Below are 15,514 nucleotides of genomic sequence, written 5' to 3' on the forward strand. Positions count from 1 at the left end.
CACACCTTACAAAAGGAATAAACCTATGAAAACGAATTGGATTTATGCTGGATTGCTCGCCGCCTCTATGGCCACCACATCGGTTGTCAACGCGAACGCCTTACCCCACTCACCGTCACCGGCCCCCAAAAACGAAAACCATCAAATCCCACAAGGCCTTTATGTCACTCCACAACAAGCCTACGACATGGTTACTCAGGATGAACGTGTTATTTTTGTTGATGTGCGCACGCCTGAAGAATGGATGTTTGTCGGCTACACCCCTTTAACAAACATTATGTTACCTTCGGTGATGTTTGATTATTCCCAAATGGACACGCACCAAAATATGCCACGCTATATGCCCGTTCCTCACCCTAACTGGATTAGTGATTTTGAAGAAAAACTAGCCGATTTAGACGGTGATAATGAAAGTAAAATTATTATAATGTGCCGTTCGGCATCTGAACGTGCCGCACCCATGGCTAATGTACTACATCAATACGGCTACAAAAACGTCTATTTACTACTCGGTGGCTTTGAAGGGGGTACGGTTAGAGAAGGCGATAAAAAAGGGTTCCGTTTAGTCAATGGTTGGAAAAATGCCAATCTGCCTTGGACCTACGACATTCAAGCCGACAAGGTTTATTTTAAAACCTACGGTGTTCAATACTAAGCGTTTGCTAATCCCACCTTAAGCCGCATTAAAGCCACTTTTTTATGCCTAAATACCACTTCAGATTTATAATAGAGTCCATTTCAAACTCTGTTACAGGAAAAAACATGTCGATACTTAAATTTTGGCGTAAACAACCTAAAAAATCAGCGGTTTCTGCCAGCCCTTTTAAAAAAAGCGGGCTGAAAACTAAATTACAAATCATGCTAATTGTTGCTATTATTGGCGGGGGCTGGTATAGCTACGAAGTAGTAGTTGCCCGACCCGCGATGGCTTTTGAAGGCCTTCCAAAACACCAAGATTGGAAAATGGAACTTACTACGCGCGTCATTCGAAACGAAGCCTTTATGGTGGGTTATTCGGAAATTCTAGGCAATCCTCTTTGGGTAAAATACCAGGTTCTGCCAAAGCCAGATACCCTGCAGCGCCTACCGCGCCCAGACCGATTTCAACATGACTGGCGCAGTCTGCGCTGCTGGTTGCACTTCCCCTGTGTTAATCATGATGACTACACCGGCACAGGTTACGATCGCGGACATATGGCCCCTAATCATGTGATTGCCACACGTTATGGTCAAAATGCACAACATGAAACCTTTTCTATGACCAATATTACCCCCCAACGCCCCAATCTTAATCGTCGTGCTTGGCAACGACTAGAAGAAATTGCGGCCAATCACTTTTCTGACAATTTGGGGCCTTTTTGGGTCGTCACTGGGCCGATTTTTGATGAAAAACCCGACTTTCTTCCGGGCTATAAAATGATCGCCATTCCTAAAGCCTTCTACAAAATTTTTATTCGCGAGGCAGACGATCCCAATGAACCGCCAAAGGTCTTGGCATTTATCATGCCGCAAAATGTGAATGGCAATGAAGACTTGAGTAGTTTTCTTGTCAGTGTTCGTGATATTGAGCAGCAAACGGGATTAGATTTTTTTCATAAACTCGATGATGCCGTTGAGGCCTATATTGAAACGCTAATTGACCCACAAAGTTGGCAATTCAACAGTCGAATCGCCAATCAACGTGCGCGCTATTAACGCTCTATTAAACAGCATAGCCAGCATTCGAGTCTAGGATGACTTCATGCCGGTGGGCACAATCACCGGCCAACGCCCTTCGCGTTCAATCACCTCAACCCGCGTTTGATAGACGGTTTCAATCGTATGCTGGGTCAGCACTTGATGCACCGGTCCTTGCTGATAAGTTTTGCCTTGCGACAATAACAACGCACGATCTGCATATTGTGAGGCGAGATTTAAATCATGCAACACCGCGACCACCGCCATGTCATAGTCTTTCGCCAAGCGATGCAATACCTGAAAAACCTGTTGTTGGTGAGCTAAATCCAGGCTAGAGGTACATTCATCAAGCAACAATAACGGCGGCAATCCGCCAGACTGTTTGGCCTGTTGCGCCGCGTGCAAAATTTGCACCACCACCCGAGCCAATTGCACCCGCTGCTGCTCACCACCCGATAAGGTTAAATAATTACGTTCGCTCAAATGCACCACATCAAATAGGTTTAAGGCCTGTTGCACCCGTTGCTGGCTTTCGGCTTTGCTGGCATGCAACACCGCCATGCTGACCACTTCTTCGGCCAAAAACCCAAAGTCCAAATGCACCGCTTGGGGCATCACCGCGCGTCGCATCGCCAACTCTCTTGGTGAATAACTAGACAGCGCACGACCCTGAAACTCCACCGCCGATTTATAGGCCTCCATTTCGCCAGCTAACACCTTTAACAAACTCGATTTACCCGCACCATTCGGCCCAAGAATGACAAACAACTCACCCGCTTTTATCTCAACCGAGATCGCGCGTAATATGGCTTTGCCACTTAGGGTAAGGTTAAAATCTTCTACTGAAATCATCACTTTCCCCAAAAGTTTGACTTAAAAACCAACACGATTACGGCGCTGCAATAACAAGGCCAAGAAGAACGGCCCGCCAATCGCCGCCATCACCAGTCCGATGGGCAGCTCAGCAGGAGCGACAATAATTCGCGCAATTGAGTCTGATAAAATCACTAAAATCGCCCCCATTAACGCGCTGCCTGGCAACACCCAACGATGATCCGGTCCGAGCAGCAAACGCACTAAATGCGGCGCTACCAGCCCAACAAACCCAATCACCCCACTAACGGCCACCGCCGCGCCAACACTCAAAGCCGTCAGTACAATAATCGCACGTTTGGCGAGCTTGACATTAAACCCCATATGCTCACTCACCCGCTCACCCATTAAAAATGCGTTCAGGGTTAAGGCAAAATAGGGTAACAAGACTAGGGCTAATAAAATCGGCACCCCCGACACCAACACATCTGTCCAGGTTGCGCTCGCCAACGAACCCATTGTCCAAAAGGTCAGGCTGCGCAAGGCTTCATCGGTTGAATAATAGGTCAACACCCCGGTCGCCGCACCAGCAATCGCATTAATCGCTATCCCCGCTAATAACATCAGCGCGACATCGGTACGACCATCCTTGGTGGCAATTTGGTAAATCAACCAAGTCACCGCTAAGCCACCTAAAAACGCCGCAATCGGCACCGCATAATAACCGGTCATCGCCGTCCAGCCAGCTAAATAAGTAGAACCCAACACGATCACCGATACCGCCGCTAAAGCCGCGCCGGTTGAAACGCCCACCAGGCCTGGGTCAGCCAAAGGATTGCGAAACAGACCTTGCATCGACGCCCCTGCTACCGCCAGGCCTGCGCCGACCAACACACCTAAAATCACACGAGGCAAGCGTATCTCTTGCACCACCCAAACCCACTGCGGATTTTCTGACCATCCAAACAAGGACAACACCACATCCAACCAGCCAATTTGTATCGCGCCAATCGTCATCGACACCACCGCCATCAGCAGCATCACCACCAACAAAACCGACAAACCACAAGGTGCACACTTAATCAATCTCACGGCTTAGCCTTCTGGTTGGTGGTTGACGCGTTGAATGAAGTTTTTGTTTGCTGTTGGTGTCATCATCGACTCCTGCTGCCACTGTTGAAAAACCTGGGTCACCATTTGACCCAATCTTGGACCAAAACTCAAGGCATCATTGGGCATAATAATCAAACGCTGCTGTTCAAATGCCCGCGTGTGCTTTAACACCGGGTTATTGAGCACAGCTTGTTGCCCACCCGACATACTCACACCCTGTTCCAACATAAAGATAAAATCTGGGTTGATATTGATGGCCGCTTCCGCTGATAGCAGTTGGTAATTATGAATCTGCATCTCAACCGGGTTATTAACGCCAATCATTTTTAAAAGTTCATTTGCACGACTACCTTGCCCCGCCACCGATAAATTACCATTTCGCACTGACAAGACAAAGATGCCCTGTGGTTTAGCAAGCAGGCCTGCTTGTTGTTGCTCAATCTGTGCCAACGCCTGCTCAAAGTCGTGCTTAATCGTTAGGTTTAATTGCGCCCCTTTTTCAGGCACGCCTAACACCGCCGCAATTCGCTCTACTTTAAACAAAATGCCTTCAAGCGTTGGCGTATTTTCAATAATTTCTACCCGCACCCCCGATGCCTGTAAACGCTCCAGGGTTTTGCTCGGCTTAGCATCGCTGGTTGCGATAATCAAAGTTGGCGCCAAGGACAACACTCCCTCCACGGTTAATTGGCGCATATAACCGACATCCGGCAAATCATTCACGGCTTGCGGATAACGGCTGGTAATATCGCGCCCCACTACCTGATCTCCAAAACCCAGCGCAAACACGATTTCTGTCACCGAACCATCAATCGTCACAATACGTTCAGCAGCTTTGGCTTTATGCCCAAACCCCATCAGCAAAACCAAACCCAAAAACCCCGCTAAAACCAACCAGGCCTTTATGCCCATGGGGGTATGGTTGTGAACACGCCGTTTTTTAATACGCAACATAGCCAGTGCTCCTTGCATGATTTATATTAAAACTTCCTTGCAACCACCAGACGCGCATTGAGTTTTTCATGGTCTGCCAAATGCAAACCTGTTTTACCCGTATCACGCTCATCAGAACCCATTATCTGGGGCATTAATGTAAAGGCTGCACGCCAGGTTTTATCGTTATACGCGATCATCGGCCCTGCAAACAAATCCCAATGATCAAACTCCCACTCAACCTCTTCTTTAATCACCTCATAATCCCAAAAACCCTCGATACCCGCCGTCCAATTCGAATTAAGCTTATAACTCAGCGCTGAACGCAAGCGCGTAGTCATCGCTGCATCACTGCCATCACGCTCAACTTCAAGCTGCGCATTATTGACCCACTGCACTCGACCATCTACCGCGACCTGCGTGGTATCAACAGCTGAACCCGTACTGGCCGACACAGGATGACCATCTACCAGTACCAGCACACGATTCGCATCCAAGCCTTGCAGCCAAATACCATAACCCGATTTGCCATGAATCGGGCGAAGCTGTAAACCCGGCACATATTTCAGCGCTTCGTTTAAATCTTTTGCATGAGTACGCTCAACTTGTGCTGCCGAGACAACTTCTGTTCTCACCGGTACATCCGCCAGACTTCGCTCGGTTTTGGTTGTGCTCACCACCTGTATCGCAGACAAGCAGGACGACTGGATACACGCATCCTGTGCCAAACTAGAGGCAGACCAACCGATCATAACCGCCGTCAACGCAAGGAGTGGCCAGTAGGAACGCTGTGCATGTTGGTGCATAGTTAAATAAACCCTAAATAATTTTCTAACAAAAGATGTTGCCAATCATTATCATTACATATATGATTCATGTCAAGGGGTTAATGCAAATTATTTTTATTTATAATTATCGCTTTAATTGCCTCATATTAATCGTTAAAATGAAACCCAAGCAACGCACCAATCAAGGAGATAAAGATGGATACTTTACCGCTACAATCTGTATTTAAAGATTTTGAAAAGTTTATCAATCAACGCAAAACCGTGATTCTTGGCACGCTCAATGCCGCCCTCGAAGCCGAGGCCAGTTATGCGCCTGTACTGAGAAACGACGGCAAGTTTTATATTTATGTATCTGAGCTGGCGAAACACACCCACAACCTGCTTGAAAACAAAAACCTAACGCTCTTGTTCATCGAAGATGAATCTGAAGCAGACAATATATTTGCACGCAAACGCGCGACACTTAAAACGCAAGCGAGACATATTGCCCGCGATTCTGAGGGTTGGGATAATATTATGGACGCCTATGGTGAGCACCTAGGTGAAACCGCTAAAAACCTACGTAACCTGCAAGATTTTCACCTGTTTGAGCTAACGACAATAACAGGAAATTTTGTACGCGGTTTCGCTCAGGCTTATGAATTAAGCGGCGACCTATTAAACGAAGTACGCCACATGAATGATCGTGGCCATGGTCAATCTAAACTTGAAGATGATGACAAGCCCACAAGGAGCGCATAAATGCAACTTGATGAGCTGATACTACAAAAGCAGGCATTACTTCAAAGCAAACAGCCGGTTCGTGCACGCAATGCCGCTGAGAAAATGGGAATTAGCGAAGCGCAGTATGTGGCGCTTTCACTGGGTGATTCGGTCAAAATGCTGGATATGACCCGCCTTGAAGAGCTCTTTAATCAACTCGAAGCCCTTGGCGAGCTGATGGCGCTAACACGTAATAACGAGGTGGTGATCGAGCGCAAAGGCATTTATCAAAAACCTCAAGTCCACGAGGGTGCGATTCTTCTAGTTAACAACGACATTAACCTGCGCTTAAAGGTCAGTGAATGGGCTTTGGGGTTTGCGGTCGAAGAAAAGGGTCGGCACAGCCTACAGTTTTTTGATAAACAAGGTATAGCTGCGCATAAAATCTATGCTACCGAGCTGACCCGCCCTCGTCTATTTAATGAACTTGTCGTACAATTTTGTTTAACCGATGCCATGCCAAGGTTACTTGACCCTGCGACCTGCGAAACACCAAACCTTAGCGAGTCAACAAAGGTTGATTCAACTCAGGTCGACAGCCAGACTTTTCAGCAGGCATGGCGCAATCTTCATGATGCGCACCGCGTGAATGCCTTGTTAAATGAGTTCGGGCTGACTCGCTTACAGGCTTATTCGTTACTCTCAAAGGAGGATGCACAAAAATTAGGAGAAAATGCGCTCAAATCCTTGTTTACCCAAGCGGCTGAAGGCGCCATTCCACTGATGATTTTTGTATCCAATCGCTGTGCTACCCAAATTTTTACCGGGCATGTGCATAAACTATTGGAAACCGGCCCTTGGTTTAATGTGCTTGATCCAGGCTTTGATTTACACATGAGTCTGGCAGGCATTAACCAGGCCTGGTGGGTTAAAAAACACCTTAAACCCACTGATAGCGACCAAACAGCACAAGCCACCTATTCGGTTGAATTCTTTAATCAACAAGGAGAGGTCGTGATGTTTATCTATCTGAAACCCGAAGCAAAAAAGGAGACGACTTTGAGCCAAAAATGGCAGGAACTCGTCTTGTCATTAGTTTAAAACAACGCCCAGTAGTGGTTGACTTAGTTTCGCATACTACTGGGATTAATTTATATCAAATGCTTGTTGTATAAGCCTCAACCAATCGGTATTTTCTGGTTGACTTCTTAAGCGATTATCCGTAAAAATCCATGCTTCTTGTCCCAGATGATCGAAAAGATTCAAGCTGTATACCCAACCCAACGAAGTAGGCTTGCGCACCAACCAAAGCGCGTCAATTTGACCATCGTTTATAAACCCTTCAAAATCAACACCTTGAAAATATAAACCCTTTTCAGTTCTATCCATCTCGTTTAAACAGCCTGTGTAACACTGAACCGCACTGTCGTTTCGTGCAAACAACATTAAAGGATAAGTTTCTTTAATCAAAAGCTCAAAAAACTCCGCTAGGCATTGTGAGTTTAGTCGCCTAGCTAAATCCACGCCTAAATGTCGGTATACGGCTTGTGAATCATTCGCGTATCGTTTTATCAGCCGACTCGCTTGGTGGACATTTGTCATCGCCAACCAATCCCTGCGCAACACAGCTTGATCCACTTTTCTTCTTAGCTTAGCAGGCGCTTTTTTAGTTTTAAATTGCGGGCTATAGCCCTGATCAGCTATCCACTCAGACATCCATTGATCTAAACGCGTAATTGCATCTATTTCAAGTGGTTCGACCAGATAACACGACTCACCAAACCGATCAATAAAACACAAGACTGCGGTTGATTTATTAGGCTTCTCTAACTTGACAGCACGCCATTTCGCGCTAAACAACCGAACATCGATATCTGGATTAAATTGCATAATTAAATGACTGCGGTTACGCAGGTTCCTAAATCGCCCGATGACCTGATGATTAGAGCTTGTACTTAAATGTGTGGCTCTAACCGAGCCCAGTTCATGCAAACGATAGAAAAGAGCCAAAAATTCGGGTTTTAAATAAACCTGCAGCATAAAATTACCCCTTTGGATTGCTATGCCACGCATAGGTAAGATTGACAAAATAAGAACGCGCAAGGGCGTTAATACCGTTATACGGTGGACGATAAGTCTCATTTAATAGATTTCGCACACCTGCATTAAAAGTAAAACCGCTCTTTTTAAATCCAGCAAACGCATCAGCTGTAAAATAAGGATCAAATCCACCCGTTTGCATTACTTTTGGATAATCCGTCACATACTCAGCACTTATTTTGGCCCAAGGGTTCCAGTTACCTCCAAATTGGTATTTGTAGCCAGAAGTCAATTTAATCGGCTGCGCATTGGCCTGTACAAATACATCATCCGATTGAATTTTATTAAACGAAGCACCGGCTTCAAACTCGTGTGGAAAGGCTTGATAACGTGCACTAAGCTCAGCGCCCATATTGGTTACATCCGGTGAGTTATAATATTTGGAATATTGCCGAAAAAAGTCCGCTTCTTTATTATTGAACTCTCCTTTTGCTGGGTCACACTTTCCAATCTCTATACAGGTATTTAAACCCGATTGATCAATGATTTCCCGAATCATTTTGGTCGCAATATAGTTCTCAAACTGGCTATAGAACACACTCGCACTCATCGCCCATTGAGGATTTAAGTACTTCCATGCCAGCTCTAAATGATGACCTGATTCAGCCACCAATTCTACACCACCGCCAATAAACCCACTGCCAAAGGCATAACGTTCGAAAAGATCTGGATTACGGAAGGTCGTATTGAGGTTAAAGGTTAAATTCTGTGTATCGGTTAATTGATAAACCGCCCCCAATGCCCAAGTTGGATTTGAAACTGTTTTCTCAGGTGTTAAACCAGAAATACCCAGCAATTGGGCTGCAACCTGAGGGTTTGTACCAGGCAAAAGCTGTTGACGGGTAGCCCATTGATTGATGCGTACACCCCCACTCAAAATCCATCGATGCCAATCCCATTCAGCATGTACAAAACCAGCAAAATAATCCTGCTCAGAATAGACCTGGGTATTAGCTTGATCGAAAACCGCTTCACCACCAAATTTCAGCAAGAGGTTTTCAATCGGCAAATCGGAATTAAAAATATAACTCTGGCTATCTAGCTGAGTTTCAGATCCTTCGCCTAATTTGTACAACCGTTGATCAGCATACTTAAACTCTACCCCTTCAAACCATGCCAAACGTTCCTTAGCCAAGCTAACGCTGGCACGGTCACGATCCATTTGTTTATATTGAATAATTCCTGCTTGACCAATAGTACTACCGTGAATCATATTCATATCTTTTCCGCGCCAACGATCCCAGTCTAGATCCAATCGAATGTCATCACTTAGCTGTGCTGCACCACGCACAGTGACTGATTCAGCGTCAAAACCCAGATCATTTACATTCAGGGCGTTGCTTCTTATTTGTCGGTCACGATTGGCATTGTTAATAAGTATTTGCTTATCACGACCATCACCACTTATTTTGTAATCGTCGGCCTTATCTTGGCTAACAATAATTAGAGCACCTAAGCGCCCACTCCCTGCTTCTAGCGTTGTAGTTGATTGCTGTCGGTTGTAGCCGTCGTCATAACCTAGCTTTTGTTTAAAACCAACGCCCTTTTTGGTTGAAGCCCGTTGTGTTTTTACGCTTACCATTCCACCCGATGCACCTGGATCATAAACCACCGAAGGGCTGCCTTTAATTACCTGAATTTCTGATACCGAATCCAAGTCGACCTTATTGATTTCGCCCGCACCAGAGTGCGACATTCCCTGATTGGCAATACGCACACCATCGATAACCGTACCAACTCTTGGCCCATCTAAGCCGCGTACCGTGACTTTTTTATTGAAGGCGCCGTAACTATTAACCGTTACACCCGGTACATGGCTTATTGCCTCAACCACATCGGCAGATCCCTGCTGCGTTAAACGCTCTGCGCTCACCGTGTCTCGACTATAAGATTTGTAAAACTGGCGCTCATCATTGCTGCGCTTAGCATCGCTGCTATTAAGTTGCTGAGGCGCGGTAACCGTAATGGTATTCAGGCTATGTTGCTCATCCGCGAGAATGGCAAACGGTATTAAACTCAGTGACAAAATCCAAGCAGGGTGTTTCATAGTAATTAACGATTCCATTAATAATTAACAAAAGCAAAGACCCGATAGAACGCGGGCACTTGCGTTTGTTAATTGCGCCTCAAATCAAAGCAAGGCACAATTAACACACTAATCAGACTTAGTCGGTAATCCAGGAACCATTTATTTGGTTAACAGATTTCAATGAACTTTCTTTAGAGACGTGCCCTGAAACTAAGAAGGGCGGCTGACCATGACCTGTTGTCATATGCAAACCAAACAATCCCCCAATTCCTGTTAAGGTAAAGTTACCCCCTGTACCAGACATAACGTTAGAGATATTTTCATCTATATCTTGTCTCGGCTTGCCCATCAAACGATTGGTTGTTGCATTATTTACCTCATCCGTAGCTCTATCCCAAAGCAAGACATTGCCGTCATAAATACCATTACTTCGATAGGCGGTCCGTTCAAAATACATGCGCCCAATGGCATCAGGACTTGATGGTTTAGGTGCACTAGGTGTGTCTAATCTCATTTTGTAAATGTTATAGACCCGCGTTGCTGCAGCTGTTGGATTAGTTTCGTTAACATAAATATAATCACCAACCGCAACGGGAGGTACACGTAATGCAGTAAAGAAGTCTAGATTGGTATCAATAACCTTATTCGTGATGTCAGTTTGAAGACTTCCGCTTGTAGTATCTATCCAGCCTTGAATATAGCTAAAGTCGGCTGGCGCAGACCCAGGCCCAGACGAGGGATTAAACTTCGATGCCTCTACAAAAACGTGACCATTTTTAACAGCGACTAAAGACAGGTTGTAGGATAGAGGGACGTTATCAGACTCATTCTTCAAATCTGTGCCCGTGCCATTATCATAAACCTTAATCGCATTTGTACCGGTCAGCTTTAGAAGCATGGCATTTTTTGGAACATACACATCCGGTTTTCTGCCCTTACTCGAATCATTAGGATCAATATTTGGCGCAAATCTGCCTATTCCGACTGCATCTTGTAGGTCTAGGTTATAGTTAATAAGTAGATAACTGGTATCAGCCTCGGAAAGAGAAGTAATCACCCCTGTCATGTTGTAAAAGTTTGAAAATATACCCGCACCCCCATGTCCTCCACGAAAACCCACTTGATGATGATTCGCATCATAATTGGCTGGGTAAGCCGCACCTGCTACGGGCGTCAATGTAAAAGCCGACTTGTCAAAGGCATAAAGCGATTCTTCACCCTCTTTCGCTAAGTAAATATGTCCCGTATTTTTAGTCAACAAATGAAAAGCACCGTCACCACCTGAAACATCGTTACAGCTTGTTAAATCAACCTCACACAGTTGTAATTTTCTTTCAGCATTTGCTGCGTCGGAACCTTTAGAGGCCGCTTGATAATTAATCAACACCTTCTTAGTTACACCTGAATCTGCAACAATCGGATAAATAATACGCCCCGCAACCACCTTACCATCCGAAATCCGGACTGTGATTGGCATGGATTTTTTAGAATTGAGTGCTTCACCTCTCATTAAGTCGGGTAATTCATCAAAAGCCGTTAAGTGGACATAAGAGTTGTCAATATCCGTTTCAGAGGTATAGAGTTTAAAATCACTGCCAATCACACTCATACCCTGAGATTTAACCGACGTAGGCAGTGATGAACTTGCAAATATGACCGCTACATTCAAATGATTATCAGCATCAAAGCGCTTGAGAATATTGTCCTTGAAGAAGGTATATTCGATTGGCGTTTCTCCGGTTGTAGCTGTTCTTTTTTCACTGGAAGCATTCGGGTCAAGAAATACAGCATATTCACGCTTGGTATACTCAATCGCATCATTTTTTATTGCACCACTCATCACAAATACCTGATTACCCAGAATCACATTGTCCTTAACCACAAACTGATTGGTTTGTTCATTATCATCATTCGGGTCATAGCGAACGATCTGATAATTTCCTGTTTCTGCATTTGTCACTTTATAAAACTGGTAATCAAAAATAGGATCATTTTGCAGACTTATCACAAGAACAACATCTTTTGAGTACGACCCGTTAGTTACGGTTACGACTAAACTATCCGAACCCACGACATTATTTGCATGATAGGTAACCGTTCCTTCACTAGAAATACTGGCCGCACCATGCTGAGGCTGAGTTTTAATGCTATAACTCAGGTTCTTGCCTTCACTGTCGGTCGCAACAACACCAAAAGTCCTCGTAGCACCGGTTTGAACAGTAAAATTTTGTCCTGCAGGCGCATCAATCACACTTGAATTTTTATCATCACTCGAACTACTTAAACAACCTTGCATACCCATTACGCCAAGTGCGAGCATAACTGCTACAACAGGCTTTAGTTTACCCACATTAATACAAATCATTACTACTTACCCCATCATTAAATAATAATTTTAAATAGATGAAAACCAAGTTAGATAGAAAAAAACTAACCTTGCATTCCAACGCTCAAAATTATTTTAACACAATCAAATCTAAATAGTAATGATTATTTTAACTCAAATAGGAATGATTACACAAACGCGATTTCGGAACATGTCAACATTATTTTGATATACAGGGGTTTTTAAGTAATAACTGCGATTTTAATTTACGCTACATGCAAGTCCACTTTTAGCCCCAAAAATAGTTCATTTGGCATTTTGCCACCCTGTGTTTTGTGTGGTCGATTATAGAGTCTTGAATTTTCAACCCTTTTTCGTACACAAAGACGCCCATTTATTTTCATTCATCGTTATTTTCCATTCCTTGTATTTAGTTGTTTTATTATTGCAAAGCGAGGCTAAACCCTTGACAGTATTGCTATACTATATAGATGACTATTAAAACGGCTTTATTATCATTTATATTTGCGCTGACACTCTTGGGTTCGCAAACCATCCAAGTGGTGCACGATGCCGTGCACCCGTTCCACGCGCATTTAGTTGAAGACCCAAGCGAGCGTGAAAAGAAAGGCCATCAGCACCTTCATGCTTCCCATCATGGCGATCATCATTCGATCGAGCCTTGGTTGTGTGATTTGTTAGATGGCTTTTCACACACAAATGCTTTCATAGCCTCACTTTTAAGTCTTTCCTTTTCGAAAAATATTCAACCAGGCCTGGTTGGTGATGATGCCACTGAAGTTTCTATTCGTGTCCACCTCGGTTTTTGGAGCCGTGCCCCGCCAGTTTGTGCAATGTTTTAATCGAAATCTTAACCTAGCTTTCGTTCTGCATGGTTTGCAGGCGTTGGTTTGTGTTTAATTAAAACCTTGTAGGAATCTAAATGAAACTTAATACTTTATATTATGCCGTACTGGTTGGTATGAGTGCGAGTGCGCCGGTGTTAGCGCATGCACACACTGATCATCACTCTGAAACAGAGTCGAGCACTTTGCCGATTGTCACCGTTCAGTCCAAAGAACAAGACACCTTTAGCCGAGAGCTAGACGCTGAGTATTTTTCGCGCACGCAAGCAAAAGACTTACACGACATGTTTAAACTTGAACCCTCTGTTCAGGTCGGAACCGGATCGCGCAATGGACAAAAGATCATTTTACGTGGGGTGGAAGATTTACTTTTGAATGTGCAGATTGATGGCGCACGTCAAGGTGCCAATCTCTTCCATCACCAAGGGCGTGTGCAAATTGATCCCTATTTGCTAAAGCGAGCTAGGGTGATTACGGGGCCAGCACCTGCTGATGCTGGGTCTGGCGCTTTAGGTGGCAGTGTTCAATTTGAAACGGTTGATGCGCAAGACTTACTGGCGCCAGGTCAAACTATAGGCGCACGTATAGGCGCACACTATGAGTCAGCAAGCAATTTAAGAGGTGGGTTGGTTTCAGCTTATGGTCAATTGGGTGACCAGGGTGGATTGCTCGCTTATGCACGTCGTAACAGCAATGATGAAATGCGTGTTGGCGGTGGCAATAAACAGCCTTCAACTGATGGTAGCTATGAAAACTATTTAGTTAAAGCCAGCTTTTTGGATGTCGATGGACATAGTTTGCGTGTGAGTGCGCAACGGACTGAAAACATAGGCGGTCCTTTGCGCGCGAATGCGCCATGGGAAACGAATAACCCGGTGCAATCTGCGGATGACCAACTGATTTATGAACAACGTCAAACGCTTGGTTACCGCTATCAATCACCCCATAATGCACACCTTGATCTTGAGTTTGATCTGTACCAAAGTGATAATGGATTAGACATTCACTCTGGCCCATTTGAATCCCTTTCTCAAACACTCAGTCATGGGTATAGGCTGCAAAACACCAGTCGCTTTGCCACAGCCGATTTGTCGCATGCGCTAACCTATGGTTTGGATTATTTTTATGACAAGAACCAGTATCAACCAAAGTCCGGATCAAGACTAAGCGAATATGGGTATAACCATGGGCTTTATTTACAGAACAGAATGCGCTACCAGGATGTAATGGTTTCCACGGGGATAAGGCATGATCAGTTTAAAGCCAGTTATAACGACCAGTACGATAATACAGGTTCAGCTTGGTCTCCTAATTTGACCGTCGAGAGGGATGTATTAACAGGCAATCATCAGCTAACCTTATTTGCGGGTTACGGTGAATCAGTGAATGGGGCGAGGTTAAACCAAGCATTATGGTTAAGCAAGTACCCATCGGATTCCGCTGATTTTACGCTGGGAAATAACGGCAAGCTTAAGCCGGAAAAAGCAAAACTCTACGAGTTCGGCAGTCGTTGGGGTAATTTAAATGTGTTTATGCCCGGTGATCATATCGGACTTGACCTTACTTTTTACCATACGCTCATCGAAAACTACTTAATCACCGCGGGTGAGGGTCCAGGCGCGCAAGCGAAGTCGATCATAAATGCGGATGGTGACATTATCAGCGAAGGCTATGAAATCCGTGCACATTGGGGCGTTGATCGCTTCTTGCTCGATATGGCTTATAGTCATAACAAACTGAGAGGTTATGATGGTTTGCCCGCCGACACCAGTGGCGACTCTGCGCGTGTGGGCGCAACAACGGGTGACAAGCTGGTGTTGGATGCACAGTGGCAACAGCGCGCTAATTTAAGCTTAGGTTATACCCTGACCGGGGTACAAAGGTTAAAAGATGTGCCTCAAGGACGACCTGAAAAGCCTGGTTATGTTACCCATGACCTTCAAGTACAGTGGCAACCAGCCATCGCAAAAAATACGGTGCATTTAACAGCGGCTATTGAGAATGTCTTGGATACACGTTATGCAGATCATACGACTGTTCGTGATTATTTTAACGCTAAAGAGGTGGCTAGCTGGCAAGCAGGGCGTAATATTCGCCTTGGAGTAGATTGGTTCTTTTAAGCAGTAATAAGCCCAAAACCACCTGTCTTATACAAAAGACACCGGGC

General features: G+C 44.9%; 13 protein-coding genes. 6 read left to right on the plus strand and 7 right to left on the minus strand.

Annotated features, from left to right (window positions below):
• Positions 1–25: 25 nt before the first annotated feature.
• Entirely contained in the window at positions 26–655 is a 630-nt protein-coding gene (locus P8S55_RS03950; protein ID WP_289224981.1) for a rhodanese-like domain-containing protein, read from the plus strand.
• Between the two features lie 107 nt (positions 656–762).
• Positions 763–1,695: a DNA/RNA non-specific endonuclease gene (locus tag P8S55_RS03955; protein WP_289224982.1), complete on the plus strand. Its 933-nt coding sequence runs from the start codon at positions 763–765 to the stop codon at positions 1,693–1,695.
• Positions 1,696–1,728: 33 nt separating this feature from the next.
• Here P8S55_RS03955 and P8S55_RS03960 read toward each other — a convergent pair whose 3' ends face one another.
• From P8S55_RS03960 to P8S55_RS03975, 4 genes are read right to left on the minus strand one after another with little or no spacing between them, the layout of a single operon-like run.
• The gene (locus P8S55_RS03960; protein WP_289224983.1) at positions 1,729–2,529 is read right to left on the minus strand and encodes a heme ABC transporter ATP-binding protein; all 801 of its coding nucleotides are present in this window, start codon (positions 2,527–2,529) and stop codon (positions 1,729–1,731) included.
• Positions 2,530–2,550: 21 nt separating this feature from the next.
• On the minus strand, positions 2,551–3,582 hold the full coding sequence (locus P8S55_RS03965) for a FecCD family ABC transporter permease (RefSeq protein ID WP_289224984.1): 1,032 nt from the start codon (positions 3,580–3,582) through the stop codon (positions 2,551–2,553).
• Positions 3,583–3,585: 3 nt separating this feature from the next.
• Positions 3,586–4,557, minus strand: coding sequence for a heme/hemin ABC transporter substrate-binding protein (locus P8S55_RS03970; RefSeq protein ID WP_289224985.1), 972 nt, complete (start codon positions 4,555–4,557; stop codon positions 3,586–3,588).
• A gap of 26 nt (positions 4,558–4,583) precedes the next feature.
• Positions 4,584–5,342, minus strand: coding sequence for a DUF6662 family protein (locus P8S55_RS03975; protein ID WP_289224986.1), 759 nt, complete (start codon positions 5,340–5,342; stop codon positions 4,584–4,586).
• Between the two features lie 177 nt (positions 5,343–5,519).
• Between P8S55_RS03975 and P8S55_RS03980 the strand changes: the two genes are divergently transcribed.
• Positions 5,520–6,065 (plus strand): HugZ family pyridoxamine 5'-phosphate oxidase, encoded by a 546-nt coding sequence (locus P8S55_RS03980; protein WP_289224987.1) that lies wholly within the window; start codon positions 5,520–5,522, stop codon positions 6,063–6,065.
• Entirely contained in the window at positions 6,066–7,127 is a 1,062-nt protein-coding gene (locus P8S55_RS03985; protein ID WP_289224988.1) for a ChuX/HutX family heme-like substrate-binding protein, read from the plus strand.
• Positions 7,128–7,172: 45 nt separating this feature from the next.
• On the opposite strand, the gene P8S55_RS03990 is transcribed toward P8S55_RS03985, so the two are convergent.
• From P8S55_RS03990 to P8S55_RS04000, 3 genes are all read right to left on the minus strand, one after another.
• Entirely contained in the window at positions 7,173–8,066 is an 894-nt protein-coding gene (locus tag P8S55_RS03990; protein ID WP_289224989.1) for a ChuX/HutX family heme-like substrate-binding protein, read from the minus strand.
• A gap of 4 nt (positions 8,067–8,070) precedes the next feature.
• A complete protein-coding gene (locus P8S55_RS03995) occupies positions 8,071–10,173 on the minus strand; it encodes a TonB-dependent receptor (protein ID WP_289224990.1) in 2,103 nt (700 codons plus the stop codon).
• A gap of 118 nt (positions 10,174–10,291) precedes the next feature.
• The gene (locus P8S55_RS04000; protein ID WP_289224991.1) at positions 10,292–12,520 is read right to left on the minus strand and encodes an Ig-like domain-containing protein; all 2,229 of its coding nucleotides are present in this window, start codon (positions 12,518–12,520) and stop codon (positions 10,292–10,294) included.
• A 452-nt stretch (positions 12,521–12,972) separates the two neighbouring features.
• On the opposite strand from P8S55_RS04000, the gene P8S55_RS04005 reads away from it, so the two are divergent.
• A complete protein-coding gene (locus tag P8S55_RS04005) occupies positions 12,973–13,344 on the plus strand; it encodes a hypothetical protein (protein ID WP_289224992.1) in 372 nt (123 codons plus the stop codon).
• Between the two features lie 80 nt (positions 13,345–13,424).
• Positions 13,425–15,467, plus strand: a complete 2,043-nt coding sequence (locus P8S55_RS04010) for a TonB-dependent receptor plug domain-containing protein (protein WP_289224993.1) — start codon at positions 13,425–13,427, stop codon at positions 15,465–15,467.
• Positions 15,468–15,514 lie beyond the last annotated feature (47 nt).

The sequence above is a fragment of the Thiomicrospira sp. R3 genome (genome assembly GCF_029581415.1).
GTDB lineage: Bacteria > Pseudomonadota > Gammaproteobacteria > Thiomicrospirales > Thiomicrospiraceae > Thiomicrospira.

Excerpts from the sequence above, each read along its gene's own strand:
- P8S55_RS03950 (WP_289224981.1), top strand. The coding sequence starts at position 26 with ATGAAAACGAATTGGATTTATGCTGGATTGCTCGCCGCCTCTATGGCC.
- P8S55_RS03955 (WP_289224982.1), top strand. The coding sequence starts at position 763 with ATGTCGATACTTAAATTTTGGCGTAAACAACCTAAAAAATCAGCGGTT.
- P8S55_RS03960 (WP_289224983.1), bottom strand. The coding sequence starts at position 2,529 with ATGATTTCAGTAGAAGATTTTAACCTTACCCTAAGTGGCAAAGCCATA.
- P8S55_RS03970 (WP_289224985.1), bottom strand. The coding sequence starts at position 4,557 with ATGTTGCGTATTAAAAAACGGCGTGTTCACAACCATACCCCCATGGGC.
- P8S55_RS03975 (WP_289224986.1), bottom strand. The coding sequence starts at position 5,342 with ATGCACCAACATGCACAGCGTTCCTACTGGCCACTCCTTGCGTTGACG.
- P8S55_RS03980 (WP_289224987.1), top strand. The coding sequence starts at position 5,520 with ATGGATACTTTACCGCTACAATCTGTATTTAAAGATTTTGAAAAGTTT.
- P8S55_RS03985 (WP_289224988.1), top strand. The coding sequence starts at position 6,066 with ATGCAACTTGATGAGCTGATACTACAAAAGCAGGCATTACTTCAAAGC.
- P8S55_RS03990 (WP_289224989.1), bottom strand. The coding sequence starts at position 8,066 with ATGCTGCAGGTTTATTTAAAACCCGAATTTTTGGCTCTTTTCTATCGT.
- P8S55_RS03995 (WP_289224990.1), bottom strand. The coding sequence starts at position 10,173 with ATGAAACACCCTGCTTGGATTTTGTCACTGAGTTTAATACCGTTTGCC.
- P8S55_RS04000 (WP_289224991.1), bottom strand. The coding sequence starts at position 12,520 with ATGATTTGTATTAATGTGGGTAAACTAAAGCCTGTTGTAGCAGTTATG.
- P8S55_RS04005 (WP_289224992.1), top strand. The coding sequence starts at position 12,973 with ATGACTATTAAAACGGCTTTATTATCATTTATATTTGCGCTGACACTC.
- P8S55_RS04010 (WP_289224993.1), top strand. The coding sequence starts at position 13,425 with ATGAAACTTAATACTTTATATTATGCCGTACTGGTTGGTATGAGTGCG.